The sequence below is a fragment of the Paenibacillus mellifer genome (genome assembly GCF_023195895.1).
GTDB lineage: Bacteria > Bacillota > Bacilli > Paenibacillales > Paenibacillaceae > Fontibacillus > Fontibacillus mellifer.
Genome location: NZ_JALPRK010000002.1, coordinates 1 through 23,978, shown reverse-complemented (window position 1 = coordinate 23,978; position 23,978 = coordinate 1). Strand labels below are relative to the sequence as shown.

General features: G+C 53.0%; 27 protein-coding genes and 1 tRNA gene. 8 read left to right on the top strand and 20 right to left on the bottom strand.

The window, feature by feature from the left end; all coding sequences use genetic code 11:
• Positions 1 to 106 precede the first annotated feature (106 nt).
• Together ytxJ and M0651_RS02815 are read right to left on the bottom strand one after the other, a co-directional pair.
• Positions 107 to 448: a bacillithiol system redox-active protein YtxJ gene (gene ytxJ, locus M0651_RS02820; RefSeq protein WP_248550341.1), complete on the bottom strand. Its 342-nt coding sequence runs from the start codon at positions 446 to 448 to the stop codon at positions 107 to 109.
• Between the two features lie 129 nt (positions 449 to 577).
• Positions 578 to 1,012, bottom strand: a complete 435-nt coding sequence (locus tag M0651_RS02815) for a hypothetical protein (RefSeq protein WP_248550340.1) — start codon at positions 1,010 to 1,012, stop codon at positions 578 to 580.
• Positions 1,013 to 1,246: 234 nt separating this feature from the next.
• Between M0651_RS02815 and M0651_RS02810 the strand changes: the two genes are divergently transcribed.
• Positions 1,247 to 1,774 (top strand): type 1 glutamine amidotransferase domain-containing protein, encoded by a 528-nt coding sequence (locus M0651_RS02810; protein WP_248550339.1) that lies wholly within the window; start codon positions 1,247 to 1,249, stop codon positions 1,772 to 1,774.
• A 117-nt stretch (positions 1,775 to 1,891) separates the two neighbouring features.
• On the opposite strand, the gene ptsP is transcribed toward M0651_RS02810, so the two are convergent.
• The 6 genes from ptsP to M0651_RS02780 form a co-directional block, all read right to left on the bottom strand.
• Positions 1,892 to 3,634 (bottom strand): phosphoenolpyruvate--protein phosphotransferase, encoded by a 1,743-nt coding sequence (gene ptsP / locus M0651_RS02805; RefSeq protein WP_248550338.1) that lies wholly within the window; start codon positions 3,632 to 3,634, stop codon positions 1,892 to 1,894.
• Positions 3,635 to 3,837: 203 nt separating this feature from the next.
• Positions 3,838 to 4,266: a CoA-binding protein gene (locus tag M0651_RS02800; protein WP_248550337.1), complete on the bottom strand. Its 429-nt coding sequence runs from the start codon at positions 4,264 to 4,266 to the stop codon at positions 3,838 to 3,840.
• 61 nt (positions 4,267 to 4,327) lie between these two features.
• Complete coding sequence (aroA, locus tag M0651_RS02795) at positions 4,328 to 5,620, bottom strand: 3-phosphoshikimate 1-carboxyvinyltransferase (RefSeq protein ID WP_248550336.1); 1,293 nt, start codon at positions 5,618 to 5,620, stop codon at positions 4,328 to 4,330.
• Positions 5,621 to 5,650: 30 nt separating this feature from the next.
• Positions 5,651 to 6,166: a shikimate kinase gene (locus tag M0651_RS02790; protein ID WP_248550335.1), complete on the bottom strand. Its 516-nt coding sequence runs from the start codon at positions 6,164 to 6,166 to the stop codon at positions 5,651 to 5,653.
• 169 nt (positions 6,167 to 6,335) lie between these two features.
• Positions 6,336 to 7,745, bottom strand: a complete 1,410-nt coding sequence (gene gnd, locus M0651_RS02785) for an NADP-dependent phosphogluconate dehydrogenase (RefSeq protein WP_248550334.1) — start codon at positions 7,743 to 7,745, stop codon at positions 6,336 to 6,338.
• Positions 7,746 to 7,946: 201 nt separating this feature from the next.
• A complete protein-coding gene (locus M0651_RS02780) occupies positions 7,947 to 8,543 on the bottom strand; it encodes a YkzI domain-containing protein (protein WP_248550333.1) in 597 nt (198 codons plus the stop codon).
• 175 nt (positions 8,544 to 8,718) lie between these two features.
• Between M0651_RS02780 and M0651_RS02775 the strand changes: the two genes are divergently transcribed.
• Positions 8,719 to 9,342 carry a YktB family protein gene (locus M0651_RS02775; protein WP_248550332.1) on the top strand — a complete coding sequence of 208 codons (624 nt, stop codon included), beginning with the start codon at positions 8,719 to 8,721 and terminating at the stop codon, positions 9,340 to 9,342.
• Between the two features lie 36 nt (positions 9,343 to 9,378).
• On the opposite strand, the gene M0651_RS02770 is transcribed toward M0651_RS02775, so the two are convergent.
• Positions 9,379 to 10,647 (bottom strand): MFS transporter, encoded by a 1,269-nt coding sequence (locus tag M0651_RS02770; protein WP_248550331.1) that lies wholly within the window; start codon positions 10,645 to 10,647, stop codon positions 9,379 to 9,381.
• A gap of 188 nt (positions 10,648 to 10,835) precedes the next feature.
• Here M0651_RS02770 and M0651_RS02765 point away from each other — a divergent pair, with 188 nt between their 5' ends.
• Complete coding sequence (locus M0651_RS02765; RefSeq protein WP_248550330.1) at positions 10,836 to 12,311, top strand: aminotransferase class I/II-fold pyridoxal phosphate-dependent enzyme; 1,476 nt, start codon at positions 10,836 to 10,838, stop codon at positions 12,309 to 12,311.
• A 78-nt stretch (positions 12,312 to 12,389) separates the two neighbouring features.
• On the opposite strand, the gene M0651_RS02760 is transcribed toward M0651_RS02765, so the two are convergent.
• Positions 12,390 to 12,725 carry a DUF1292 domain-containing protein gene (locus tag M0651_RS02760; RefSeq protein ID WP_248550329.1) on the bottom strand — a complete coding sequence of 112 codons (336 nt, stop codon included), beginning with the start codon at positions 12,723 to 12,725 and terminating at the stop codon, positions 12,390 to 12,392.
• A gap of 134 nt (positions 12,726 to 12,859) precedes the next feature.
• Entirely contained in the window at positions 12,860 to 13,414 is a 555-nt protein-coding gene (locus M0651_RS02755; RefSeq protein WP_248550328.1) for a stalk domain-containing protein, read from the bottom strand.
• Between the two features lie 180 nt (positions 13,415 to 13,594).
• Between M0651_RS02755 and M0651_RS02750 the strand changes: the two genes are divergently transcribed.
• A complete protein-coding gene (locus tag M0651_RS02750) occupies positions 13,595 to 14,332 on the top strand; it encodes an MBL fold metallo-hydrolase (protein ID WP_248550327.1) in 738 nt (245 codons plus the stop codon).
• 72 nt (positions 14,333 to 14,404) lie between these two features.
• Here M0651_RS02750 and M0651_RS02745 read toward each other — a convergent pair whose 3' ends face one another.
• From M0651_RS02745 to M0651_RS02735, 3 genes are all read right to left on the bottom strand, one after another.
• A complete protein-coding gene (locus M0651_RS02745) occupies positions 14,405 to 14,644 on the bottom strand; it encodes a DUF3892 domain-containing protein (RefSeq protein WP_248550326.1) in 240 nt (79 codons plus the stop codon).
• A gap of 68 nt (positions 14,645 to 14,712) precedes the next feature.
• Positions 14,713 to 15,195, bottom strand: coding sequence for a GNAT family N-acetyltransferase (locus M0651_RS02740; protein ID WP_248550325.1), 483 nt, complete (start codon positions 15,193 to 15,195; stop codon positions 14,713 to 14,715).
• Positions 15,196 to 15,406: 211 nt separating this feature from the next.
• Positions 15,407 to 15,754, bottom strand: coding sequence for a hypothetical protein (locus M0651_RS02735; protein WP_248550324.1), 348 nt, complete (start codon positions 15,752 to 15,754; stop codon positions 15,407 to 15,409).
• A gap of 92 nt (positions 15,755 to 15,846) precedes the next feature.
• Here M0651_RS02735 and M0651_RS02730 point away from each other — a divergent pair.
• Positions 15,847 to 15,919, top strand: a tRNA-Val gene (locus tag M0651_RS02730).
• Between the two features lie 912 nt (positions 15,920 to 16,831).
• Here M0651_RS02730 and M0651_RS02725 read toward each other — a convergent pair.
• From M0651_RS02725 to M0651_RS02700, 6 genes are read right to left on the bottom strand one after another with little or no spacing between them, the layout of a single operon-like run.
• Positions 16,832 to 17,713 carry a metallophosphoesterase family protein gene (locus M0651_RS02725; RefSeq protein WP_248550323.1) on the bottom strand — a complete coding sequence of 294 codons (882 nt, stop codon included), beginning with the start codon at positions 17,711 to 17,713 and terminating at the stop codon, positions 16,832 to 16,834.
• 4 nt (positions 17,714 to 17,717) lie between these two features.
• Positions 17,718 to 18,041, bottom strand: coding sequence for a DMT family transporter (locus M0651_RS02720; RefSeq protein ID WP_248550322.1), 324 nt, complete (start codon positions 18,039 to 18,041; stop codon positions 17,718 to 17,720).
• A gap of 22 nt (positions 18,042 to 18,063) precedes the next feature.
• Positions 18,064 to 18,879 carry an HAD family hydrolase gene (locus M0651_RS02715; RefSeq protein WP_248550321.1) on the bottom strand — a complete coding sequence of 272 codons (816 nt, stop codon included), beginning with the start codon at positions 18,877 to 18,879 and terminating at the stop codon, positions 18,064 to 18,066.
• The gene (locus tag M0651_RS02710; RefSeq protein ID WP_248550320.1) at positions 18,854 to 20,218 is read right to left on the bottom strand and encodes an ABC transporter substrate-binding protein; all 1,365 of its coding nucleotides are present in this window, start codon (positions 20,216 to 20,218) and stop codon (positions 18,854 to 18,856) included. The genes M0651_RS02715 and M0651_RS02710 overlap by 26 nt, the downstream gene beginning before the upstream one ends.
• A gap of 37 nt (positions 20,219 to 20,255) precedes the next feature.
• Positions 20,256 to 21,098, bottom strand: coding sequence for a carbohydrate ABC transporter permease (locus tag M0651_RS02705; RefSeq protein ID WP_248550319.1), 843 nt, complete (start codon positions 21,096 to 21,098; stop codon positions 20,256 to 20,258).
• A gap of 18 nt (positions 21,099 to 21,116) precedes the next feature.
• Positions 21,117 to 22,001: a carbohydrate ABC transporter permease gene (locus M0651_RS02700; RefSeq protein ID WP_248550318.1), complete on the bottom strand. Its 885-nt coding sequence runs from the start codon at positions 21,999 to 22,001 to the stop codon at positions 21,117 to 21,119.
• 204 nt (positions 22,002 to 22,205) lie between these two features.
• Between M0651_RS02700 and M0651_RS02695 the strand changes: the two genes are divergently transcribed.
• From M0651_RS02695 to M0651_RS02685, 3 genes are all read left to right on the top strand, one after another.
• Positions 22,206 to 22,751: a GbsR/MarR family transcriptional regulator gene (locus M0651_RS02695; RefSeq protein WP_248550607.1), complete on the top strand. Its 546-nt coding sequence runs from the start codon at positions 22,206 to 22,208 to the stop codon at positions 22,749 to 22,751.
• Positions 22,752 to 22,862: 111 nt separating this feature from the next.
• A complete protein-coding gene (locus M0651_RS02690) occupies positions 22,863 to 23,627 on the top strand; it encodes a polysaccharide deacetylase family protein (RefSeq protein ID WP_248550317.1) in 765 nt (254 codons plus the stop codon).
• Between the two features lie 37 nt (positions 23,628 to 23,664).
• Positions 23,665 to 23,841: a hypothetical protein gene (locus M0651_RS02685; RefSeq protein ID WP_248550316.1), complete on the top strand. Its 177-nt coding sequence runs from the start codon at positions 23,665 to 23,667 to the stop codon at positions 23,839 to 23,841.
• Positions 23,842 to 23,978: the final 137 nt, after the last annotated feature.

The following is a 23,978-nucleotide window of genomic DNA, read 5'->3' as shown; positions in this document are numbered from 1 at the left end:
TCTCCATTGCCAATAGATTTTCACTCGTTCATCCGGTAAAGTTCCAGAGCTTCAATTAGATTTATGATACGACAAAATACTACTTTATGCAATGATAACGCTTCACTCAGCGTAAAATCTCCTGCAGCGCGGCCTTCGTGATCTTAGAATGAGACGTGTGCCAGACGGCTTGTCCCTCCTTGATCAGGATGGCTTGAGGGGATTCATGCTTGACGCCAAGCCGTTCGGCTGCTTCGTTCGATACGTCCCGGTTCTCAATGACGTAAATCAGCCCGTATGTAACGTCTTCGCGCGGAGTCCCGTTCAAATACGCCTCCGCTTCCTTATGTGCCCCGGCACTGATCGGGCAGCGGGTACTGTGCTTAAACAGCAGCAGCGGCTGGCTTGAGGAGCGTTCCATAGCATCATTCAGCTCCTGGATCGATTGTATTCTCATCCAATTGGACATGACATTCATCCCCTTTTATACGAATAAGAATCTCCAGATGTTCTGTTGATATCTTAACAAAAAGAGAAATGAAAATACAACATCATTTACAAAATGATTTGCAAAAATCGAGCAAAATCGTCAATTTGTCTAGGAAAGCTGTCGATTCTTGACATATTTAGACAATTGGGAGAGACGTTTGGAGATCTCGTTCATCCATTCCAGATCGCCGATGTTCTTGGCCCCGCCGTATAAGTCCAGCAACAGGTTGATTCGTTCCTCGCATTGCTGCTCCAGCAGGCTTTCAAAGGAGGCGCTCTCCGTCCGGTTCCACTGGCGATAGATACCGAAAATCAGGTCAGCCAACTCGTTCATCTCGGTAAAATAAACGCGGCCGTTCGGCTGCTTTTTCTTGAGCTCGGACAACATGTCCGTCAGATCTGACTTCACCTCAGGAAGCACTTCGTAATAACTGCAATCCTCACATTCGTAAATGGGAACTCGGTCGATTTCATAGATTCCTTCAAAAATGACCAGCCTGAAGCCTAGGTTCATCATTTGCCCGCAATGACAGTGCTTTCGCACAGTACCACCTCATCTTAGTCCTTTGCATTTTTTTGATTCGATAAATTTTATGAATATTGATCTTATTCGACCCGCTTGCGAGAATCTCCTTCTGTTGGCGTAAGGTACTTTAAATTGCCATAATTGGAAAGGTTTCAGAAACCGCCGGGCATAGAAATAGTTATCATTTTTGATACAATTAAAATATCGAATCGAGTTTTCGTCAAGTACCATAAAAGACAGGAGGAGTTGGATTTGAGATTAACTGGCAAAAGGATCGTTGCTTTGGTGGATGAGGAATTTGAGGATTTGGAGCTATGGTACCCGATCTACCGCGTTCGCGAAGAGGGGGCAGAAGTGCATTTGGCCGGCTCGGTGAAAGGGAAAAAATACATTGGCAAATACGGCGTCCCCGCCGAGGCCGAATTTGCCTTTGAGGAAATCGCTGCCAGCGCGTATGACGGGATTCTTGTCCCTGGCGGCTGGGCACCGGACAAGCTTCGGCGTTACGATAAAGTGCTCCAGTTCGTCCGCGAGCTGCACGAAGCGAAGAAACCGATCGGGCAAATCTGCCACGCCGGTTGGGTACTCATCTCCGCCGGGATCCTGAAAGGCGTGACCGTAACGTCCACGCCGGGTATCCGTGACGATATGCAGAACGCCGGCGCGATCTGGCTTGACGAGCCCGTCGTTGTAGACGGACACATCATCTCGGCCCGCCGCCCGCCGGACCTGCCGGCTTACGGCAAAGCGTTCGTGGATGCAGTGGCTGATCTGCAGTAGTCGTCTCGTCCCGCCTCATCCTGCCATCTATGGCGAGACATGACGAAGCAATGGGAAAGCCTGAAACGCAATAAGCCGTCCCCGGTGTCACTCCTGACCTAGGGACGGCTTATGTTATTATTTGCCCAAACGTTCTTGTTCCAACTCATGTGCATAACGTACCAGCTCGGATTCGACCTGATCGCTGGTTGATAAGCGGTAGCAGGCAGCACCCACTTCCTTGCTCTCCCGCGAATCGGAGTTCAACACGTAATGCTTCACGCGCAGCAGCGCCTGCGGCGACATGCTCAGGTCGGTGACGCCCAGATGCAGCCAGAGCGGCACCGCCTTCTCGTCCCCGGCCATCTCGCCGCAGACGCTGACGGTGATGCCCGCGTCCTTGGCTGCTTGCACCGTTTGACGGAGCAGACGTAGTACTGCCGGATGGAATGGGTGGTACATATGGGCGATCTTCTCGTTCATCCGGTCGACGGCCAACACGTACTGGACCAGGTCGTTGGTGCCGATACTGAAGAAATCCACTTCCTGGGCCAGCAGATCGGCAATCGCCGCCGCGGCCGGAATTTCGATCATGATCCCGACCTGAATCTCAGGGTCATAAGGAAGTCCCCGCCGGGTCAAATCTTGCTTGGCTTCCTCCAAAATCGCATTCGCCCCGCGAATTTCCTCCAGCGAAGAGATCATCGGATATAAGATCTTCATCTTGCCGTAAGCACTAGCGCGCAAAATCGCCGCCAGCTGTGTCCGAAACAGCTCTCGACTGTCCAGGCTGATGCGGATCCCGCGGTAACCCAGCACCGGATTCTCCTCTTCCTGCAGCTCGAAATATTCCAGCTGCTTGTCGCCGCCGATATCCAGCGTTCGGATCACGACCGGGTGCGCCCCGGCCTTCTCCGCGACCTGACGATACACTTCAAATTGCTCGTCTTCGCCAGGGAAAGTGGAACGGTCCATATACAAAAACTCCGTGCGGAACAAGCCAACGCCTTCCGCGCCGTGCTTCAAAGCCAGCTCCAAATCCTTGACGGAGCTGATATTCCCGGCGAGTCGCATGCGTACGCCGTCTTTGGTTATCGCCTCAACCGCAGCCAACAGCTGCAGCTGCTCCTTGCGGCGGCGTTGTTTCTCCGCCAACTCCGTAAAACGCGTCACGATCGCCGGCTCAGGATGGAGATAAACTAATCCTTCGTCCCCGTCAATCACCAGCATATCGCCAGTCTGCAACGGCTCCGCCAGCTTATTCTCTAGCCCCGAAACGAGCGGAATCCCCAACGCCCGAGCCATAATCGCCGAATGCGAGGTTTTGCCGCCGGCCATTGTCACCATACCCAGCACATTGTCCGGATTCAAATGGACCAGTTGGGAAGGGGACAGCTCTTTGGCCACCAAAATATACGGCTGTGTATCCGCCGGCAGCGTGATGTCCGGCGTTCCGAGCAGATGCTTAAGCAGACGGTTGCCGACATCCTTGATGTCAAGCGCCCGTTCTTTCATATATTCGTCGTCCAGCAGGTCAAACATCGTTACAAAATGGTCGATCGCTTCCTTAACAGCAACCTCCGCCGCCTTGTATTGGCGTTCGATGATTCCCCGGATCTCGCTCATAAAGACGGGATCTTCCAAGATGGCCAGGTGAGCGTCAAAGATGCCGGATTCCTCCGCACCCACCGTCTCTTTAATCTCGTTCTTCATCACTTCGATTTCGGTTTTGGACGTGCGAATGCCTTCGTACAACCGCTCGAATTCTTTGGCGAGATCCACCTTCTCCATCCGGCGATCCGGTACGTCCCATTCCCAGGCGGGCAGCACGAAAGCTTTGCCGATGGCGACGCCCGCTGCTGCTCCGATCCCCTGTATCATGTAGTGACCCCCTAGTCCTGCTTGTAAGTTCCATTCTAATAAGAGTTCAAAAATCAGCTTTGATGATTTTTGAACTTCCTCTTTAGGATGCCCTCTATCTATTTCATTATGGTAATCCTAGCCCCTCAAATTTGTCAAAGGAAAAACGAGAAGCCAAAAAAGGGCCCTCCGAATGTGGACGGGTCCTATTGGCCTCGCTTCATTCAACTGCGTTTTCCGATCAAAATGCTGTCCTCAACCTTGATGCAACGGTCCATGATCACGGTAAGACCGCCTTTCGAGGCGATTTCATACGCTTCATCGCTCGTAATCCCCAACTGCAGCCAGAGCACGCGGGCGCCGATCTTCACCGCTTCCTCTGCCACCGGAGGCGTCTGCTCACTGCGGCGGAACACGTTTACGATATCCACGGGCTCAGGGATATCCGAGAGACTCGGGTACACCTTCTCGCCAAGGATTTCGCCGTTCACGGTCGGATTGACCGGGATGATGCGGTAGCCGTTACTTTGCAGTGCTTGAGCTACCATGTAAGAGGTTCGGTCGGTTTTGTCCGACAACCCGACAACCGCAATGTTCCCGGCGCTCAGCAGAATCTCCTTGATTTCTTCACGGCTTGGATTTTCAAATGCCATTTGAAATGCCTCCTTTGCCGGCGCCGGTCACATCCAGCGCCTCGCAGTTCTTAGTTCAAGTTTATTCTACCCGTTCCACGGATGCGCCAAGCGAGACAATATGGTCAAAAAATTGCGGATACGACTTCGCCACATGATGCGCATCCTTAATCACCAGCGGCTCCCGGCAGCGCAAGCCTACGACGGTCAGCGCCATAATGACGCGGTGGTCGTAATGCGCATTGATCGTCACGCCGCCCTCCAGACCGGACGGACGGCCATGCACGATAATTTCCGCTTGGCGTTCCTCCACGTTGGCTCCCGCTTTCTTTAGTTCCGTCAAATAATCAGAGATCCGGTCGCATTCCTTATAACGTAAATTTTCCACGTTGTAGAAGCGGGACGTCCCGTCAGCAAACACCGCAGCCGCCACCATGGCCAACACGGCGTCGGTCGCTGCATCGCCGTCGAATTCTACCGGCCGCAGACGTCCGTTCCCTTGGATGTGCACCGTTCCGTCTTGATGGGTTAGCGGCACGTCCATCATCTGCAAAACGTCTACGATGGCGCGTTCCCCTTGCTTGCTGCGTTCGGCCAGACGGTGAACCTTAACATCCGACTTCGTCACCGCAGCTGCAGCCAAAATTGCAGCCGAACCGGGATAATCACCTTGCACGGTATACGTCTTCGCCTGGTAGCTTTGCCCACCGGGCACGCGGAAATGCATGTAATCATCGCTGGCATGAATAACGATTCCGGCCTGCTCCAGCACCTCCAGCGTTTGCCCAATGACGACCTTCGATTTCAGGTCATTCAGCACTTCGATTTCGCTGTCTTCAGCAAGCAGTGGCGTCAGGAACAACAAGGCGCTCAGGTACTGCGAGCTGACCGAGCCGGACACGCGGATCTTTCCGCCCTTCGGCGCTCCGCCGCGAATCGTAATCGGCAGTCTGCCTTCATTATGGCGGACCTCCACCCCGAGTTGCCCCAACGCGTCAATGAGATCGTCATGCGGACGTTTCCCCAGCGAATCCGGGTAGGTGTTCACGAACGTCACTTCCGGGCAGAGTGATGCAATCGCCATCAGGAACCGCAAGACCGCTCCGGCGTTACCTACGTTCAGTTCCTTAACATCCTTCGTCTGACGCCCAAACCCGGTAATGACGATCTTCTCCTCGTCCTCTTCCAGCACCGCTCCCAAATCGGCGATGCAGCGGCGCATCGCGTCGCTGTCCTCACTGTGCGCCGGGTAATAGACGGTGCTTGTCCCTTCCGCCAAAGCGGCAACCAGCAGGTAACGGGTCGTATAGTTCTTGGAAGATAAAGCTCCGAATTCGCCCTTCAATTCCGGCGTAGGCCTTACGATAACGTCCATATGATTCACATTCCCCTTTATTGTGATTGATCAAGAACCGCGGTAATGCGTTAAAATCTCTGCGGACACCTGTTCCGCGCTTTTCCCCGATGTATCGATGGTGAGATGGGCAAAAGCGTAAGCGTCCTTCCGTTCCTCCAGCAGGGTGATCACCCGCTCCTTCGCGCCTCCAGCCAGCAGCGGTCGACCTGGATCTTCTCCAACCCGCGCGATAATCTCCTCCGCGGTTGCTTGAAGCGCGACGACCAGCCCGCCTTCCCGCATCACGAGGCGATTCTCTTCGCGAAGTACGGCGCCGCCGCCCGTTGCCAGCACGATCCCGCGTTCCTGCAGCGTTCCTCGTAGTAGAGCGGACTCCAGTTCACGGAAATAAGCTTCTCCTTCGGCCGCGAATATGTCCGGTATTGTCCGACCGGCTTCCTGAACAATCCGCTGATCGAGATCGACGAGCGTCAGGCCGGTTTCGGCTGCCAGCAGCGCGCCCACGGTCGACTTCCCCGTGCCCATCATGCCGATCAGTACGATATTGTTTAACGGTAGATTCATGTGTTCGTTCACCTACTTGCTCTGTTCAGCTTATGAAGACTCTAGCTCTAGCTCAAGCTCAGAGTAAACTTTTTCATATCATAACACAGGCCAACCCATTTTCAACACAAAAAGAAAGCCGGCAGAGACCTCATCGTCCCTCCGGCTTCCGGGCAATTCATGCTTCGGCTTAGAACCACTGATGGTGGAAGACGCCTTCCTTGTCGACACGTTTGAACGTGTGGGCGCCGAAGTAATCGCGTTGCGCTTGCAGCAGGTTGGCCGGCAGGCGTTCCGTGCGGTAGCTGTCATAGTAGGACAGCGCGCTGGCAAAGCCCGGCACCGGGATGCCGTTCGCCACAGCGGCAGATACGACATTACGCCATGCGTCTTGATAGCTTTCCACAACATTCTTGAAGTAAGGATCCAGCAGCAGGTTCTTCAGCGCAGGATCGCGGTCGTAAGCATCCTTGATGTTATGCAGGAATTGGGAACGAATAATGCAACCGCCGCGGAAGATCATCGCGATGTTCCCGTATTTCAAATCCCAGCCGTATTCGTCGGAAGCGGAACGCATTTGCGCAAAACCTTGGGCATACGAAACGATTTTCGAAGCGAACAGGGCCTTGCGGACGTTCTCGATAAACTCCTTCTTGTCGCCGTTAAAAGCCTTCTTCGCAGGTCCGCTCAGAATTTTGCTAGCCGCAACACGCTCTTCCTTCATCGCCGAGAGGAAACGGGAGAAGACCGACTCCGTGATCATGGACAGCGGCACACCCAGGTCGAGCGCGCTTTGGCTTGTCCATTTCCCAGTGCCCTTCTGACCGGCAGCATCCAGGATGACGTCAACCATCGGTTTGCCGGTTTCTTCATCGTATTGGGAGAAGATATCGGCGGTAATTTCGATCAGGTAGCTGTCCAGCTCGCCTTTGTTCCATTCGCTGAAAATCTCGTGCAGCTCCTTCGCATCCACGCCCAGCACATCTTTCAACAAATGATAGGCTTCGCCGATCAACTGCATATCGCCATATTCGATGCCGTTGTGCACCATTTTTACGTAATGTCCGGCTCCGTCCGGACCAATATATGTACAGCAAGGATCGCCGTTCACTTTCGCGGAAATTGCCGTCAAGATAGGTTCAACCAGCTTATAAGCGGATTCTTGTCCGCCTGGCATGATGGAAGGACCTTTCAAAGCGCCTTCTTCGCCGCCAGATACCCCTGTGCCGATAAAGCGGAACCCTTTGGCTTCCAGTTCTTTGCTGCGGCGCTGCGTATCCGGGAAGTGCGCGTTGCCCCCGTCGATGATGATATCGCCTTGATCCAGATAAGGCAGCAATTGTTCAATCGTGCTGTCTGTCGCCGGACCGGCTTGTACCATGATTAAAATTTTGCGCGGCGTTTCCAGCGAGTTCACGAACTCTTCGATGGAAAACGTGCCGACCAGGTTCTTGCTTTTGCCTTCGTTATCGAGCAGGTCATGCGTTTTTTCCGGGGAGCGATTAAATACCGACACGGTAAAGCCCCGGCTCTCAATATTAAGGGCCAAATTCTTGCCCATGACGGCCAAGCCGATGACGCCGATTTGTTGTTTTGACATGGTCTCCATCCTTTGCACACTATATTTTTTTCAATAGTATCATTTTAACTCTTTTGTGTACAGAAGTGAACCCTGCGCCGTTTCGCTCAAAAAACAACCCCCAACGCCGTGGGAGCCAAGGACTTGCCTTCTATGATCTCGTATAGGTTGTGCGGACAGCGAGACAGGTAATCACTCCCCTAGGATGAGCTGTTTCAGCGGTTACCATTCAAGGCGTAGCAATTCGAGCCGAAGCTTGCGCAACCTCTCCTTACAGGCTTCGGTGGTTTCGGTATCTCCCTGTTGGATCGCTTCGAACAATCGTTCCAGCTCGGCGTCCAGCTCTTCCTGGAGATGGGCCAGCTGCTGCTCCGCAGACTCGGAAGCGTACATCTCCGCCATCTGCGCCGTGTCGACAACCGGACCTTTCTGATAGATGACGCGGTGCTCCATCCCCGAGATTTCGACCAGACGGATGACTTCCCCGAATAAAATATTTTCTACCAGGATCTGACGATCCTTGAACCGTTTGACCACCGCATGACCGCGCAGATCCCCGATCAGCTTCTCCAGCCATTCGGCAAGCTTGGCATCCCGGATCACGTAATCGCCAACCAGCTTGTATCCTTTGGGAAGACGCTGAAACCGCAGCTTGGTCAGCTTTCGTCCGGTCCGGACCGAGATAATAAAGAGAGTTTCATTTTCGCTCCAATATAAAGAATACCCGTCTTGGATCAAGTCGCGGATCAATTGTTGAATGTGCCGGCGGTCGAATCGGAGTTCCAGGTTGCAGTATTCCACTTCGTAACTTTTATTCACGGCACTCCCTCCTCACGGTTTACCTTATCTTATACTCCATCTTATGTAATGGAACTTGGTTTATTGATTATTTTTAACCCGATCAACCCGGGAATGACGCGGAAATTATGATATACTGGTACCGTTGCAAATCATAAGCGCAACCGATTCATGCTGAAGCTGGAGGTATACACCGATGTCCTTTGAAGGATTTACAACACAAGATTTCGACGCCCTTACCGTCCCGGGGCTGGAGCCCCGGATGGAAGCGATTATAAGCCACATTAGACCCAAGCTGGAGATGCTCGGTACCGAGCTGGTTCCGTTCCTGTCCGCTTTATGCGGGGAAGAGATGTTCCCGCATGTCGCCAAGCATGCCCGCCGGACGGTGAATCCGCCGAACGACACCTGGGTCGCCTGGGCAGCCAGCAAACGCGGGTATAAAGCGTTGCCACATTTCCAAGTGGGGATGTTCTCCACGCATCTGTTCATGATCTTCGCCGTCATTTACGAAAGCCCAAATAAGTCGGTGTTTGCCAAATATTTGGACAAGCAGGCGGCACAAATCAAGAAGACGATGCCGGACGGGTTCTACTGGTCGCTGGATCACATGAGTCCAGGCGGTACGCCGCACCAGGAAGCGGATACCAAGCAGTTGAAAGCTTGGGCCGAGCAACTGAAGACGGTGAAGAAATCCGAAGCGTTGTGCGGGCTGCGGTTGGAACGGAACGACCCTATCGTGTCGGACGGGACTAAGTTGATTCAGACCGTTCAGGAGACGTTTCAAACGCTGCTGCCTCTATACAAAAACGCGTTTTAAGCTGGGCCTATTTGCTGCACATCAAGCCTCCCCGCCTTATGGTTTCGGGGAGGCTTTTTCCGTACGCACAAGGCCGATATGCAGGAAGAAGAGCAGCGCCATCGTCGCCGAGCTGGCCAGGAACGGCGCAGTCGGGCCGATCAGGTCCCACATTTTGCCGGAGATGATGGGTCCTGCAACCATGCCCGAGCCCTGGATCGTCAGGAACAGGCCCCAGACCGTCCCCTTCTCCCCACTGGGAAGCAAGTACGAGATCATCGTATCCCAAGTTGGGAGGATAAACGCATAACTGCAGCCGATTAGGATGACAAACAGCCAGACGAACGATACCTCCCGCGACAGGGCAAACAAGCCGATCGAAGCCGCTGCCAGGGCGAAGCCGATATGCAGAAACCAGCGCGTCCCCAGACGGTCGACCAGCTTGCCGATCGGAATCAATCCCAGGACGGTGATCCCGCCCCCGATGACGAGCATGGCGCTGAACGTCTCCGGAGAGAGACCGAGCTCGGTGCGGACGTACAGTGTGATGACCGGCGTCAACAGCCCTACGGCGAACGATTGGAGGAACAGCGCCGGATACAAGAGCGGGCTGACGTGCAAATGCGTGCGGATATGGCGAATCGAAGCACGCAGTTGGCTCCACATCCCTCCGCTCTTGGCGGAGGGGGATGCATCCCCGGGGACGGCGGATTTCGCCGTGCCCGCGGCGGTGGAACCGCCCGCTTTTCCCGGCAACAACAACGATATCAGGACAACCAACGCAATACATCCGAGCAAGAACCAAAAAACCGGTCGATATGAATCATGCAGAAAAAAGTTAATGATAACGGGACCCAGGCCGGTACCGCCGAGGCTGGAAATTTGAATGACGCCCATCGCCGTCGCAAAGTTGTTATTCTCCTCTGTGACCGCGGTGATCCCCATCAGGACGCAAGGCCAAAGCGGCGCGGTTCCGATGCCAAGCAAGGCGCAGCCAAGTACGAGAAAGCCCATGGTGGGCAGGAACGCGATCACCGCCACGGCGCCGAGCGTAATACAAAGCCCCAAGCTCATCGTTCGGCGGAAGCCGATTCGTTCAATCAGCCAACCCGCCGGGCTGCGAAACAGATTATCCCCGATATATTGCATCGAAAAAGACAACCCGATCGCAAACGCGCTCAGGCTCAGGACATCCCCCATATAGACCGGAAGGATGGATACGATCAGCGCCCCCTTGACAAATTCCACCAAAAACATGATGAGCCACAGGCTGGCGAACGTGGGATTCAGCAGCTTTTTTCGCGCGATTCCGCTTGTCAGTTCCACGAAAAGTCCCCCTCTCCTAGTATCCGATCACGGCTTCCTTCTTCATTCTGTCCGTTTTGGTCGGCAAATTAACCCGCACAACGTCAATTTTGCGTAAAAACCATCGTCATTCGCTTGCATTCCGGGCGCATTTTGCTATACTCAAGCTTGTTTGAAAATTATGTAGACGAAAGGCAGGGATGGCCCGTATGGATCATCAAAGCACGCCGCTCTTCACTGCGTTAAAAAAGCACGCGGCCGGCAATCCCGTTCAATTTCACATTCCCGGGCATAAAAAAGGGCTCGGAACCGATAAAGAATTTCGCGAGTTCATTGGCGATAACGCCTTGTCCATTGACCTGATCAATATCGCTCCCCTGGACGATCTGCACCAGCCTACCGGCGTCATTGAAGAGGCGCAAAAGCTGGCCGCCGACGCCTTCGGCGCCGACTATACGTACTTCTCGGTGCAAGGGACCAGCGGAGCCATCATGACTATGATACTATCCGTTTGTTCTCCGGGTGATAAAATTGTCGTCCCGAGAAACATTCATAAATCCGTGATGTCGGCGATTATTTTCGCCGGAGCGAAGCCGGTTTTCGTATCGCCGGCTCAAGACGCCAATTTGGGGATCGACCACGGGATCACAACCTCCTCGGTCCGCCGCGCACTGCAGCGTCATCCCGACGCCAAAGCGGTCGTGGTGATCAATCCGACGTATTTTGGCGTTTGCGCCAACCTGAAGGAAATCGTTGACTTGGCCCATAGCTTCCATGTACCGGTGCTCGTTGATGAAGCGCATGGCGTGCATATTCATTTCCACGAGAAGCTGCCGATGTCGGCCATGCAGGCGGGAGCCGATATGGCGGCTACCAGCGTGCACAAGCTCGGCGGTTCGATGACGCAAAGTTCGATTCTTAACCTGAATACGAAGAACGGGTATGTCAACCCGCAACGCGTGCAGACAATCATCAGTATGCTGACGACCACCTCCACGTCTTACCTGCTGCTGGCTTCCCTGGACACGGCGCGCCGTAATCTGGCGCTGCATGGGCGGGAATTGGCCGAACAAGCGATGGAAATGGCGCATCAGCTGCGGTCCGAAATCAACCAAATCGAAGGCTTGTATTGCTTCGGACGGGAGATCCTGGGCGGTGAAGCGACTTATGACCACGATCCGACCAAGCTGACGATCCACGTGCGTCACCTGGGGATTACCGGTTATGAAACGGAGAATTGGCTGCGTGAGCACTACAACATCGAAGTGGAGCTCAGCGATATGTATAATATCCTGTGCCTGATTACACCGGGGGACACACAGGAAACTGCCGATATTTTGCTGACTGCTCTACGCGAATTGTCTAAAACCTATTATAAAGAAAACAACGCCAACGAGCTGATCGTCAAAGTCCCGGAAATTCCGCATCTCTCCCTCATTCCACGGGATGCCTTCTATGCGGATACCGAGGTCATTCCGTTTAAGGAATCGGCTGGACGAATCATTGCCGAATTTATTTATGTATACCCGCCGGGAATTCCGATCTTGCTCCCGGGCGAGGTCATCTCCCAGGACAATATTGACTACATCGTGGATCATGTCGAGGTCGGTCTGCCGGTCAAAGGGCCGGAGGATCGGTATATCGATAAGGTTAAGGTGATTGTTGAGGCGGATCCGATTTTCTAATTTCTAATTCAAATCAAATCAAAAAGCTCCCCGCTTCCGGGGAGCTTTTATCTTATAAACCAGGGGACTAAACTCAGATCAGGCTTCATCCATTTGGGCGACAAGCTCGTTATAAGCCTCTTCCACCTGTTTCCATTCCTGTTCGTCTTCGATATTGTAAAGCACCATTTCCTCGTTCTCTTCTTCCATGCGGAGAATGATGCCGTCCGCTTCCGGATTGTTGCGCTCGAGCAGTAACGCGTACACTTTCTCGCCAACGTCGAAAGTCTCGACAAGAACCATCTCTACGTCTTTCCCCTCTTCGTCAGTCAGCGTCAACACAAACTCTTCATGCTCATGATCGTGGTCATGATCGTGGTCATGATCGTGGCCGCAGCCGCATGCTTCGCCGTGTTCGTGATTGTGGTCGCTCATGAAATTACCTCGCTTTAAGTATGTTTTTAATGGAGTGAAGCGGTCACCTGCTTCATTCCCCCCGTATCGTAACACTTTTGGGTGGGACAGGTCAATTTTCGCAAGTACTGTCGTTTGTAGAGCTGGACTTGCGATTATTTCAAGACGTTAATACCTTTTTCCGAGATGAGCACGAAGTCCGTTCCATTTGACGGTTGCATGTAGAACCCTACCACATAGCGGCCTGACGATTTGAAATCATAGGTAAAGTCCTTCGTTCGGAACCAGAAGTTATCCCGCTGCTCTTTGATCTCATCCGTCTGAATCTCCTTGGATGTCCCGTCCGGGGCTGTGATCGAAACCCGCACCGCTGCAATATCCGTGCGCAAATTATCGATTTGTGAAAAAACGTTGAACTTCAGCTTCCCTGTCTTCTTTACATCGCCAAAAACCGCATCATCTGTAAACAGAAACATATGAACATTGGGTTTATAATAATTCACCGTTTTGGTGCTGTCATTGTATTCGACCAAGCCTTCCAAGTTGCGAACGGGCACATACGTTTTCCCGTCCACGATATATCCGCCGTCCTCCAGTTCGCGGCCGTTCAGCATCAGCTTCACCTTTTGGCTCGCAGCATCGGCAAACAGCAGGGAACCCCCCATTAGAGAGAAAGCAACCACCAATAATGCAACTCTTCTCCATTTCATGAATTTGACCCTCCATTTGATTCCTGTTGATGTAATGTTATACTCCTCGCTTCCGGTCAAGTTGCGGTGGTAATGGTAAAAGGCGGCACTTTTTTTGGCGAGAGATGCCAGTCTTTTGTTTCTATTGGAAATTGTGTACAGTAAAAGGGTGACTCATACTGAACGAAGGGGGATTTCCGAATGCCATTACGTCTGCAAATGCTAGGCACGGGCGGGGCGTTTGCCAAACGATATTTCAATAACAACGCGCTTCTCTACGCTGGAGATTTCACCCTGCTGATCGACTGCGGAATCACCGCCCCGATGGCGCTTCATGCGATCGGTAAACCGGTGGAGGACATCGACGCCGTGCTGATCACCCACATCCATGGAGATCACGTAGGCGGGTTGGAGGAACTGGCCTTCCGCCGGAAGTTCGGGTCCGGACGGAAACCGATCCTGTATCTCGCAGAGAATCTGGTGGAGCCGTTATGGGAAAACACCCTAAAAGGCGGGTTAAGCCAGGACGGAGTGATCCATTCGCTGAACGATGTGTTTGACGTGCGTCAATTAATGGAAAGCCAGCCGGTGCAGCTTGCGCCCAAATTGAAGGTGGAGATCATCCGAACGCCGCATATCCCGGGTAAACCGAGTTATTCGCTTTATTTGAATGAAGAGATATTCTACAGCGCGGACAAAACGTTTCAACCGGAGCTCTTGGAAAAGCTTGTGCGCGAACGGGGCTGTCGCCGAATCCTGCACGAAGTCCAGTTAACCGGACGGGGTGAAGTCCATACCACCTTGCAGGAATTGTTAACTCTGCCGCCCGAGATTCAGAGCCAAACCTTGTTGATGCATTATGGGGATGAAATGGAGTCGTTCCTGGGCTCAACCGGGGAGATGGAATTCCTCCGTCAACATGAAGTGTATACGCTGTAATGAAAAACAACCCTGCGGGCTGTTTAGGCCTGCAGGGTTGACTCGTATGACTCGTATGGGATAGGTCAACGGTTATTCGAACCCCGGCAAGTTGTCGAGGTTATTGGATGGATCTCCATCGGCGTCACCGCGGATGTACATTTCTCCATCCCGTCCCTTGAAGACGTTAACGCCAGCGATCGCACCGGCCTTGATTTCCTGCAGAGCTTGCTGGTACTCAAGTACGCGTCCGCTGGATGTTTTGAACGCCTCCAAGTCGCCATCCCCATTCTTTCGTACGGCAATAAACGTTTCTCGGGTATTCAGGGCCATCGGCTAGCTCATCTCCTCATCGTTCAGGTTAGATCTAGCTTGCCCCGAAACCTCAAAACCTATGATATTTACGACTTCAACGGCTTAATCATCCGAACATGCGGAATCCCGGCGTCATCGAAGGGCTCGGTCGAGATCGTCTCATAACCCAGTTTGGCATAAAACCCTTCGGCATGGCACTGTGCATCCAGGACCGATTTGGTGAGCCCAAGCTCCCGCGCAAGCTCTTCCAAGGCGAGCAGCAAGATTTTGCCCACACCCTTCGAACGGAATTCTTGGCGCACGGCGATCCGCTGCATTTTAGCCGCATTGTCCTTATAGTAAATCAGCCTGCCCGTTGCGGCATAGGCGCCTTCCATCTCGATCAGCACATGATGCACATCCGGACCGATCTTGTCGTATTCATCAATCTCCAAATCGATGGGGACCTTCTGTTCCTCGACGAACACCTCTTTACGGATGTCCAGGCATCTTTGAAGTTGTTCCTCGTTCTCTACATGTATGATTGTCGCAGCCGACACTTCGTTCCCCTCCCAGCATTCCTTGTCCATTGGTTTGTTTAAACTGCATCATTATACAAAAAAATCATTTTCATGTATAGTTATTCTAACTAGATCTCGGCTGAAAGGAGCTGGCAAAGGGGTTATGGTCATGGGCATAACGATAGCCGCTGCGGTGCTGATCGCGGTTTTGCTGATCGTCTCCATGTTTTACGTGACGAAGAAAGGGTACTCTCGGAAATGGGACGAAGAATAAAGCTCGTTATTCGGTAGAATACACGTCCTCCACAATCGTTGGCGAATAAACGCCATCCGATACCGATGGCCCAAACGGCCAGGGGAAGGCGCGGGCCTGTCGGCTCATCGTCTCCGGGTCGGGTGCCAGGCGGCAGGCGCTGGTTAAGGCCAGCAGGAGGACGGCTACCGCCACGGTTACCTCGAGGGGCCGATGCCATTTCGTCGCTTGACGCGTAGACGGGGGTTGATGATGATTTCTGGGGTGATGCAGGTTTCGGGTTCGACGCATCTGTACATCTTCCTTTCCTTGCGTGGTCTCATCGTCATTTCCTGACGTATGCGTGACCTGACCGAGATTATGTTCCTTCACCATTGTTGGCAGCGTCCCGTAACCTTATACTTCAGGGAACTGTTGACAAGAACCCCGCCGCCTGATAAGATAAATTTTGTCTTTACTATAATTTTGATCTGCTAGCTCAGCTGGGAGAGCACCATCTTGACAGGGTGGGGGTCAGTGGTTCGAGCCCACTGCAGATCATCGCTAAAATCCCTTGAAGCGTAAGGCTTCAGGGGATTTTTATTTATTAGGTCTAAATTGGCCTATGATACGAATTTGATACGTAATATGTCCTTTCCAACCAATTTCTATAAACCATTTTACTGATATATAACTCGCGTCCCGCCCGGGCAACATGAAAGTTTACCAATCATCGGCCAGAATATTCCTTGATCGGGGCTCAGGACCACTCACCAGAAACCACAATTGGGTGATCCTGATACTCCCCCTGGTTTGGTATACAATATGAAAAAAGACCACTGAGGCTTATGCCCTGGTGGTCTTATGCTCATTCTATTGCTTCGTCTTTTTAGAGGTATCTGCATCAGCAAATTCCGCATTAAGATTTGGAATCCCTAATTTCTTTTTTACATGCTTGGAGCTGTGCTTCGCATCATTCTTCTTGTTCAATTCACAATACACCTCCTGTAGGTCGTATTATGCGGCGAGCAACTTCGCTCTATGCGTTGGGGGGTCGCGGATAATTACTCGTCCCAGTCGTTTCGTTGCTCCCAAACTTCTAACGGACTGTAGCGACCTTATTGGTTTATTTCCCGGTGATTTCCCGGGCTAACGGACTGGAGCGACCTTATTTGAACCTTTAGGCGATCATTTCACCACAATTCACCCAAATAAGGTCTCTGAGGTCCGTTAGAATGGAGATGGCAACGTTAGAACCCAAATAGCGGCTCTGGTGTCCGTTAGGACAACACCCCTACCAGCAAAGTGTTAGCACAGCTCCGCTACCAACAAACAGCAAACAGTCTCATTGCTCGTTACTAGTTGCATCGCTCTGGCCCACCATTACACCACACGCAAAAAACGCACGCCAAAAATGGCGCGCGTTCCCATTAATGTATACTGCTAGTCTCCCCACGTCGGCCCGATCACCTGCTAACCCCGCGGGTACTCCACCCGGAACTGCGCCGCCTCCACCCATTCGCCACGGGTAAAATCCCGGCCGCGCACAAGGACATGATCGCGGTAGACTTCTACGTAGAAGCCTTGGCTGCCATTCTTGTGTTCGTCTTCATCGCTCCAGAGATAGGCAACCGAAGCGGCGTTGAACATCGCCGGCCCTTCGCCTCGCACACCAAATGAAGTGTTAGGAGCATCCAGCTCCCAATGGGTATGCCCCGTGAACAGAATCGCCTGCGGATGACGGGCGAGTACGGCACGCAGTTCGGCGTCCTGCACGACGCCATACCAGCGTTGTGCTTCATAAGAGCCAGCCACCGTGTTCATTAGTGGCTGATGCAGGAATACAAAGACCGGACGGTCCGCCGTAGCGCTCTCCCCCAACTTATCGTCCAGCCAGGCCAGCTGCTTCTCCGATAAGGAGCTAAATAACTCCAGCCCCTCCTCCGTTCCGAGAAAGACGAAATGATAACCGTCAATCCAATGATCATGATAGATGTCCTCCGTCCCGGTGCCGCGCAAAAACTGCCCCAAACGCGCCTCCCAGTTCCCCAACGCGACATCGTGATTCCCCATCGTCACATACAGCGGAGGTAACCTCCCGCCAAACTGTTCCCAGATCCGGTTCCACGCTTCATACTCCTCCGGAAATCCATGATCGGTCACGTCCCCCGCATGCATGATTCCAGCGCTTTCGGCACCATTCTCTACGATATCCCGTAAAGCCAGCTCCAGGTTAACATTATGCGTATGCTGCTCATCGGCCCGAACATGCGTGTCGGTGATCACCTGAAAGGCTAGCAGAAGCTCCTCATCCCGCCGACCTTCCCCTACCTTCATCCCATTCTGATCTACCATCCCATTAACCTCCCTTGCCGCTCAAATTTAGCCCAATAACGCCGAGGACGATCACCCCGATCCACAATATTGAAGGCAACGACAGTTTCTCCTGAAACAGAATTCCTCCCGCGATAGAGATCAACACGATCCCAATCCCCGACCATACCGCATAAACGGTACTCACCTTCATATACCCCAGCGCAAAATTCAGAAACGTAAAGCTGGCCCCGTAAAAAACAAACATCAGCACCGAAGGAACCAGCCGGGTAAAGCTATCCGACAGCTTCATTGACACCGTGCCGGATAACTCCAGCACGATGGCTAGAGCCAGGAATAACCACCCCATATCGTTTTCCACCTTTCCGATATTACCCAACCTGCTCGACCCGGAGCTCGCGATAACTAGCCATCACCGCATCTGCCGATGGGAAGCCATCCTTCCCCGCGGTATGCCCCTCATCCAAGGCGATGGCCGCGGCCGCCCCGGCAGAGCGGGCCATCTGCATGTCGCCGTCCGTATCACCAATGACGGCTACCTTGGCAACCTCCACACCGAGTTCTCGGCAGGCCAACTCCGCCATATCCGGATAAGGCTTTCCCCGGTTCACCCGATCTGCGCCAACACATACGGAGAAATACGAGCGGATGCCCAGCCATTCCAGATGTTTCTCCGCCGCCGCCGTTTCATCGGAGGTGACGATGCCGAGCAGCAGACCGGCTTGACGGCATCGCTCCAAGAACGACAAGACCTCCGGCAGCAATCGGGCTATGCGGGAACCCTCCAGCGCTTCGTCCGCGGCCTCGCGACTCTTCGCCGCTAGTACCTTCGCTTCCGCCCAGGAGAGGCCTGCCTTGTAGCCTTCCAACGCCAGCAGCGTCAGCATGTCGTCTACCGTGCCCATCGACAGCGGGCTGTTCCGGTCATACCCGGAGATCTGCCCCTCAGTGTCGTAGTTAATTCCCCAGACCTGCAACAGATCCTCCGCCAGCGGCAGCCGCTGCCGCTTCATCAATTCGGAGGAAAAATGGGCGAGCAGCCGCTCGCCCCATCTTCCCCAGGTGTAGATAAAGTCCATCAGCGTTCCGTCCTTATCGAACAAAATCGCCTCGATCGTAAATTCTATTCCAGCTACGGCTATTGTAGCCGTAGCGAGATGATTATTTCCGGATTCGGTCGAGTTCACGCTGCGCCGTCTCCTTCGCTTCCTTCAGCGCTTCCGCTGCCGGGGTATTGCTGATCTGTACCTTGTCGGCGGCGATCTTCAGCGCGTCTGTAATTTTCCCGCCCGTTGGATCCTGGAACGGCTTCGAGGCATGCGTCGCCTGCTTCAACGGCACGGTCGCCTGCGGGTTCTGCTCGCTGTAAGCTACGAATTCCGGATCGTCCAGCGCCGATTGGCGTACGGCGATATAGCCGGTATTCATCGACCAGAACGCAGTATTCTCCGGGCTCATGAAGAAGCTGTACCATTTCATCGCAGCCTGTTGCTGCTCGGGGCTGGCGGCTGCCGGAATACCTGCCATGATCGCCTGGGCGACGGGTTTCCCTTCACCGATCCCCTCCCATCCCGGCTGCTCCATTGCCGCCACGATGTTGAAATCAAGGTCGCCTTGGTCGCCGCTGGAACCGGTGTACCCCGCCGCTTGATCTTTCATCACATCATCAATCGTTTTGTACCAATACTCCCAGCCTTGGCCGCCGGAGTGAATACGCATGATTTTGTCTTCATGGATCCATTTACGGAATAATTCCCAGGTTTCCACCCATTCCGGGGAATCGATCAACACCGCGTTGCCATCCTCACTAAGGATTTTACCGCCTTTGCCATACACGGCGTCCATCATGTTCTCCGCGCCCCACATCGGCTCCCATCCGTAGAACACGGTTTTGCCGCCTTCCTTGACCGTCATTTTTGCTGCGGCATCGGCGAGCGCCTCCCAGGTAGTCAAATCTTCGGCTTTAATGCCATTCTGCTCAAAGGCATCCTTCCGGTAATACATCACTTGCGTCGTGCCGTACATCGGCAGAAAAAACTGCTGGCCGTCGACTTTCCCTTGCTCCAGGAACGTCTGCACGACATCCTCTGGTTGGAAATCCGGCGAAACGGCGATCAACTCATCTAGCGGTGCGTAATACCCTTTGCGAGCCCAGTCCACGTTAGAGGATAGAACGGCGGCCGGCACGGTGCCGGCGGCGATGGCCGCTTGAAGCTTTTGTTCCGTTTCGCTGTAATCGGCTTGCACGACCGGCTTCACGATGACTTCCTGCTGCGAGCTATTAAACTTGTCAATTAAGGCTTGCATGTTTTCGCCTAGCTTGCCGCCAAGCCCATACCAAAACTCGATCGTAACCGGCTCTACCGATTGCGTTTGGTTTCCGGCATTTGCTGTATTCCCTGCCGGCGCAGCCTGAGCGGGATCGGCTGTATTCCCCGCAGCGCCGGATCCCCCGCCGCAAGCACTGATGAGTAAGAACGTACAAGTCATGAACAGTCCAAACCACGATTTTTTCCAATTCGACATTTTCTAGCCTCCACTACATGATTTCGAATTCATTTACCTATCCTTTACTAGCACCTGCGGACAAATTGACGCTTTGCATGATCGTCTTCTGGGTCAGCACGAACAACACGAGCAAGGGCGCGATCGTGAAGGCGCTGGCGGCCATAATGAGCGGCCATTTCAGCCCGTAAGCACCCCCTTCCACGAAGAAGCTGCGCAGACCGGCCGATACGAGCTGCAGGTCTTGGCTTTTGGTGATCAGCATCGGCCAGAAATAGTTGTTGTACTGTTCGATAAAAGTAATCAGTCCGAGCACCGCAAAGGAGGAGCGTGTCAACGGCAGCAGAATCGTCCAAAGAATACGGAAGTGCGACGCCCCGTCGATTTGCCCGGCCTCCACCAGCTCATGCGAGATTTGTAAGAAAGCTTGCCGGATCAGGAAGATCGAAAACACACTCACGCAGTTAGAGAGGATCAACCCGGCATAGGAATCCAGCAAGCCCAGCCGGCCCAGGACGATATAACCCGGGAGGTACACCGCGGTGCTTGGCACCATGTACCCGACCAGAACCAATGCGGTAAACGCCCCTTTCAGGCGGAATTTCATATGGGTCAGGGCATAGGCCATCATTCCTGAATTCACAATCTGTATAGCTACGATCACCGCAGCGACGAAGACGCTGTTGAACATATACCGCTCAAACGGAGCGGCGGCCCAGGCCTCGGCGAATTGTCCCCATTTCGGGTTATGCGGCCATAGCGTCGGCGGAAACTGCCAGATCTCGTCATTGCTCTTCAGCGCACTGGTCGCCATCCAATAGAACGGAAACGCCATCAGCAGCGAGACGGCCGCCAACAAGACATGGCGTATGGCGGTGCCCCATTTTTCGATCCCTTGCATGGTTTAGTCCCCTTTCTTCTATGAAGAGTAATGAACAGTACGCCGGCCTACCCAGAACGACAGCAACGATAATCCCACGCAACCGATAATGAGCGTAATCGCCACCGAAGAGGCTTGCCCGATTTGAAACGCGTCGAAGGCGGACTGATAATAAAGGTAAAGCAGCGTGCGCGTCGAACCGGCCGGCCCGCCTTGCGTCAGTACATTAATTTGGTCGTACGCCTGCAGCGCCTGAATCAGTTGAACAATCACCAGGAAAAAGGTTGTCGGCGAAATCAGCGGCCATGTCACGTTCCAGAACTTGTGCCAGCGGCTTGCGCCGTCGAGCTCGGCCGCTTGCAACAGCTCTGTGGGCACGCTGCGCAGCGCCACGAGATAGAAGATCATCCCCCAGCCGGCCGATTTCCAGACGGTGACGAGCAGGACACCCACAAGCGCCCAGTTCGGATCCTCCAGCCAACGGATCCCTTCGATCCCGAAACTTTTCAGCAGCGTGTTGGCAAGGCCCACTTCGGGCTCGAAAATCCAGGACCAAACGATCGAAACCGCCACTGTCGGCGTCACCCAAGGGGAGAACATCAGCATCCGGTAGACGGATCCGCCCTTCATGTTCCGGTTGAGCAGTAAGGCCAGCCCTAAGCCGAACACGACGACGGGCAATACGCTGCCTGCGCAAAATAACGCAGTAACCCGAAGTGACTGGTAAAACGACGGATCCGTGATTAGGTCGCGATAATTTTGCAGTCCGACGAACAACTTATCCGGGCTCATGAAATCCCATTCCATGAAACTGAGGTAGATGATGTACCCCAGCGGATAAAACCAAAATAACGTCAGCGGAACCATCGCCGGGAGCGTAAACAACAAAGCCCGGACATCTTCCACCCAAAACGAACGTTTCATGGATCCTCCTTTTATTCCATTCAGTATTTATTGAATATTTGTTATAATAGTGGATGAACCAAGTTGAAATTCTTATCTGTTCAATATTTATTGTACGTTCATTTCGTGTTCATTAGGTTATCTCTGCGTGAAGCGGCGATTAATTTTGTGTAAATTTTTTCGAGGCAGGTAGGTGTGAAGGTGAAAAAGCCAACATCGGGGAAAATGCCGGACCCGCAAAATTTCCGGGAAGAGCTTCGCGCCAAGGTCATCGATGCGATTGCGCAGACGATGGACCTCTACGGCGTAAATTACTCCTATGGACAGCTGTACGGCATCATGTTCTTTGAGGATCGACCGATGACGCTGGAAGAGATGCAGCAAAGCATGAATATGAGTAAAAGCAATATGAGCTATGCCGTTCGCTCGCTTGTCGATTCAAAAATGGTGACCAAATTGGACGAGAAGGACGCCCGCAAAGATCTGTATGCCGCGGAAACCGATTTTTTTAAAGCGTTTCAGGCCTTTTTTGCTACCAAGCTGCAACGGGAAATCGATGTCATGCGCGGAGCTCTCGAATCCGTCATTTCGCCACTCTCGGAGACGATTCTGGAGCTGGAGACCTCCGAGGAGGAACGGAAGCTGTGCCTGGAGGATCTGCACAAGCTGAAGCATGCCGTGAGTTATTACGAGTGGCTGCAGCAGTTCGTTGATCGCCTGCAGAGCGGAGACTTTTTTGAAAGAAAGGACGATTCTCCCGTACAAGGATAAAAGTGCCGGTGATCAGCCACACTAAACGGACAGCGCCGACCGCCGAAACGAACGTTTCCCGGCCGGACCGCCAAGCACTTTAAGTTTAGTTGATGGAGGAACACAGAACCGATGTTAAAAAATAAACTGGGGGCAGCGCTCGCTATCGCCCTCTCAGCTTCGCTTCTCACCCCTGCTGTGGAGGCGTCATCTCCGGCTCAGGGCAAGGAAAGGAGCTATTACGAGGAACGTGGGGACATTGTTTGGGAAGTGCCAATGTCAGAAAAATTTATCGCCTTGACGTTTGACGATGGGCCAGACGAGTTGCAAACCCCGAAAATCCTTGAACTTCTGGATAAGTACCAAGCGAAGGCAACCTTCTTCGTCGTCGGCGACCGGGTCAAACGATTCCCCGATATCGTTAGATTGGAACAAGCCGGCGGCCATGAAATCGGCAACCACTCCTACAACCACCCTTCCTTTCACCGGTTGACTTTAAAGACCTTAACGGAAGAATTGGCGATGACCCAGGAAGCTATATTTGAGACAACCGGAAGTAAACCGGTCCTCTTCCGTCCACCGGGCGGTTATTATAATGAAGCCATCGTCGAGTTAACCAAACATAACGACCTGAAGATGATCCTCTGGTCTTGGCATCAGGATACGAAGGATTGGGCATCGCCCGGCGTCTACAAGATCGTTCGCAAGGTGCTGAATAACGCACGAAACGGCGACATCATCCTCATGCATGATTACGTGCATAACAGTACGCAGACCCTCGAGGCGTTAAAGGTCATTTTGCCTGAACTCCAAAGCCGGGGATATCGGTTCGTGACCGTCTCTGAGCTGCTGACTCATAAAGTCACGCCGGATCATCATATTAAGGTGAATCACTAGAACCTTAACGATCCTATTTCAGAAAGGAGCCAGCTAAATGAATAAAGAGCAGGACACCCTGCCTCCCGGGAAAGGTTCCGGCGTCGATCCGATTCCCGTTCCTAAGCACCCCACCTCCGCTACGGAGAACCTCGAGGACTTCGTTGGCGAGATGATGGAGGAATGGTCGGAGACGCTGACAGGCAAGGATCAGAGCAAAGAACAAGCCAAATAACGAACGTACGAATTTGCAGCAAGGTGGATCCGAAACCGCCTTGCTCTTTTTGTTTCAAAATTAGTTTATTAAAATTTTAATATTTGTGACTTAAATCACATATCATGTGAAAAATATCACTTATATTAAAGACATCC

What these genes read in the sequence shown, in the direction of transcription:
- ytxJ (WP_248550341.1), bottom strand. Translation starts at nt 448, where the DNA reads ATGTCCAATTGGATGAGAATACAATCGATCCAGGAGCTGAATGATGCT.
- ptsP (WP_248550338.1), bottom strand. Translation starts at nt 3,634, where the DNA reads ATGATACAGGGGATCGGAGCAGCAGCGGGCGTCGCCATCGGCAAAGCT.
- M0651_RS02800 (WP_248550337.1), bottom strand. Translation starts at nt 4,266, where the DNA reads ATGGCATTTGAAAATCCAAGCCGTGAAGAAATCAAGGAGATTCTGCTG.
- aroA (WP_248550336.1), bottom strand. Translation starts at nt 5,620, where the DNA reads ATGGACGTTATCGTAAGGCCTACGCCGGAATTGAAGGGCGAATTCGGA.
- M0651_RS02790 (WP_248550335.1), bottom strand. Translation starts at nt 6,166, where the DNA reads ATGAATCTACCGTTAAACAATATCGTACTGATCGGCATGATGGGCACG.
- gnd (WP_248550334.1), bottom strand. Translation starts at nt 7,745, where the DNA reads ATGTCAAAACAACAAATCGGCGTCATCGGCTTGGCCGTCATGGGCAAG.
- M0651_RS02775 (WP_248550332.1), top strand. Translation starts at nt 8,719, where the DNA reads ATGTCCTTTGAAGGATTTACAACACAAGATTTCGACGCCCTTACCGTC.
- M0651_RS02765 (WP_248550330.1), top strand. Translation starts at nt 10,836, where the DNA reads ATGGATCATCAAAGCACGCCGCTCTTCACTGCGTTAAAAAAGCACGCG.
- M0651_RS02760 (WP_248550329.1), bottom strand. Translation starts at nt 12,725, where the DNA reads ATGAGCGACCACAATCACGAACACGGCGAAGCATGCGGCTGCGGCCAC.
- M0651_RS02755 (WP_248550328.1), bottom strand. Translation starts at nt 13,414, where the DNA reads ATGAAATGGAGAAGAGTTGCATTATTGGTGGTTGCTTTCTCTCTAATG.
- M0651_RS02750 (WP_248550327.1), top strand. Translation starts at nt 13,595, where the DNA reads ATGCCATTACGTCTGCAAATGCTAGGCACGGGCGGGGCGTTTGCCAAA.
- M0651_RS02745 (WP_248550326.1), bottom strand. Translation starts at nt 14,644, where the DNA reads ATGGCCCTGAATACCCGAGAAACGTTTATTGCCGTACGAAAGAATGGG.
- M0651_RS02740 (WP_248550325.1), bottom strand. Translation starts at nt 15,195, where the DNA reads ATGGACAAGGAATGCTGGGAGGGGAACGAAGTGTCGGCTGCGACAATC.
- M0651_RS02735 (WP_248550324.1), bottom strand. Translation starts at nt 15,754, where the DNA reads ATGGTGAAGGAACATAATCTCGGTCAGGTCACGCATACGTCAGGAAAT.
- M0651_RS02725 (WP_248550323.1), bottom strand. Translation starts at nt 17,713, where the DNA reads ATGGTAGATCAGAATGGGATGAAGGTAGGGGAAGGTCGGCGGGATGAG.
- M0651_RS02720 (WP_248550322.1), bottom strand. Translation starts at nt 18,041, where the DNA reads ATGGGGTGGTTATTCCTGGCTCTAGCCATCGTGCTGGAGTTATCCGGC.
- M0651_RS02710 (WP_248550320.1), bottom strand. Translation starts at nt 20,218, where the DNA reads ATGTCGAATTGGAAAAAATCGTGGTTTGGACTGTTCATGACTTGTACG.
- M0651_RS02705 (WP_248550319.1), bottom strand. Translation starts at nt 21,098, where the DNA reads ATGCAAGGGATCGAAAAATGGGGCACCGCCATACGCCATGTCTTGTTG.
- M0651_RS02700 (WP_248550318.1), bottom strand. Translation starts at nt 22,001, where the DNA reads ATGAAACGTTCGTTTTGGGTGGAAGATGTCCGGGCTTTGTTGTTTACG.
- M0651_RS02695 (WP_248550607.1), top strand. Translation starts at nt 22,206, where the DNA reads ATGCCGGACCCGCAAAATTTCCGGGAAGAGCTTCGCGCCAAGGTCATC.
- M0651_RS02690 (WP_248550317.1), top strand. Translation starts at nt 22,863, where the DNA reads ATGTTAAAAAATAAACTGGGGGCAGCGCTCGCTATCGCCCTCTCAGCT.
- M0651_RS02685 (WP_248550316.1), top strand. Translation starts at nt 23,665, where the DNA reads ATGAATAAAGAGCAGGACACCCTGCCTCCCGGGAAAGGTTCCGGCGTC.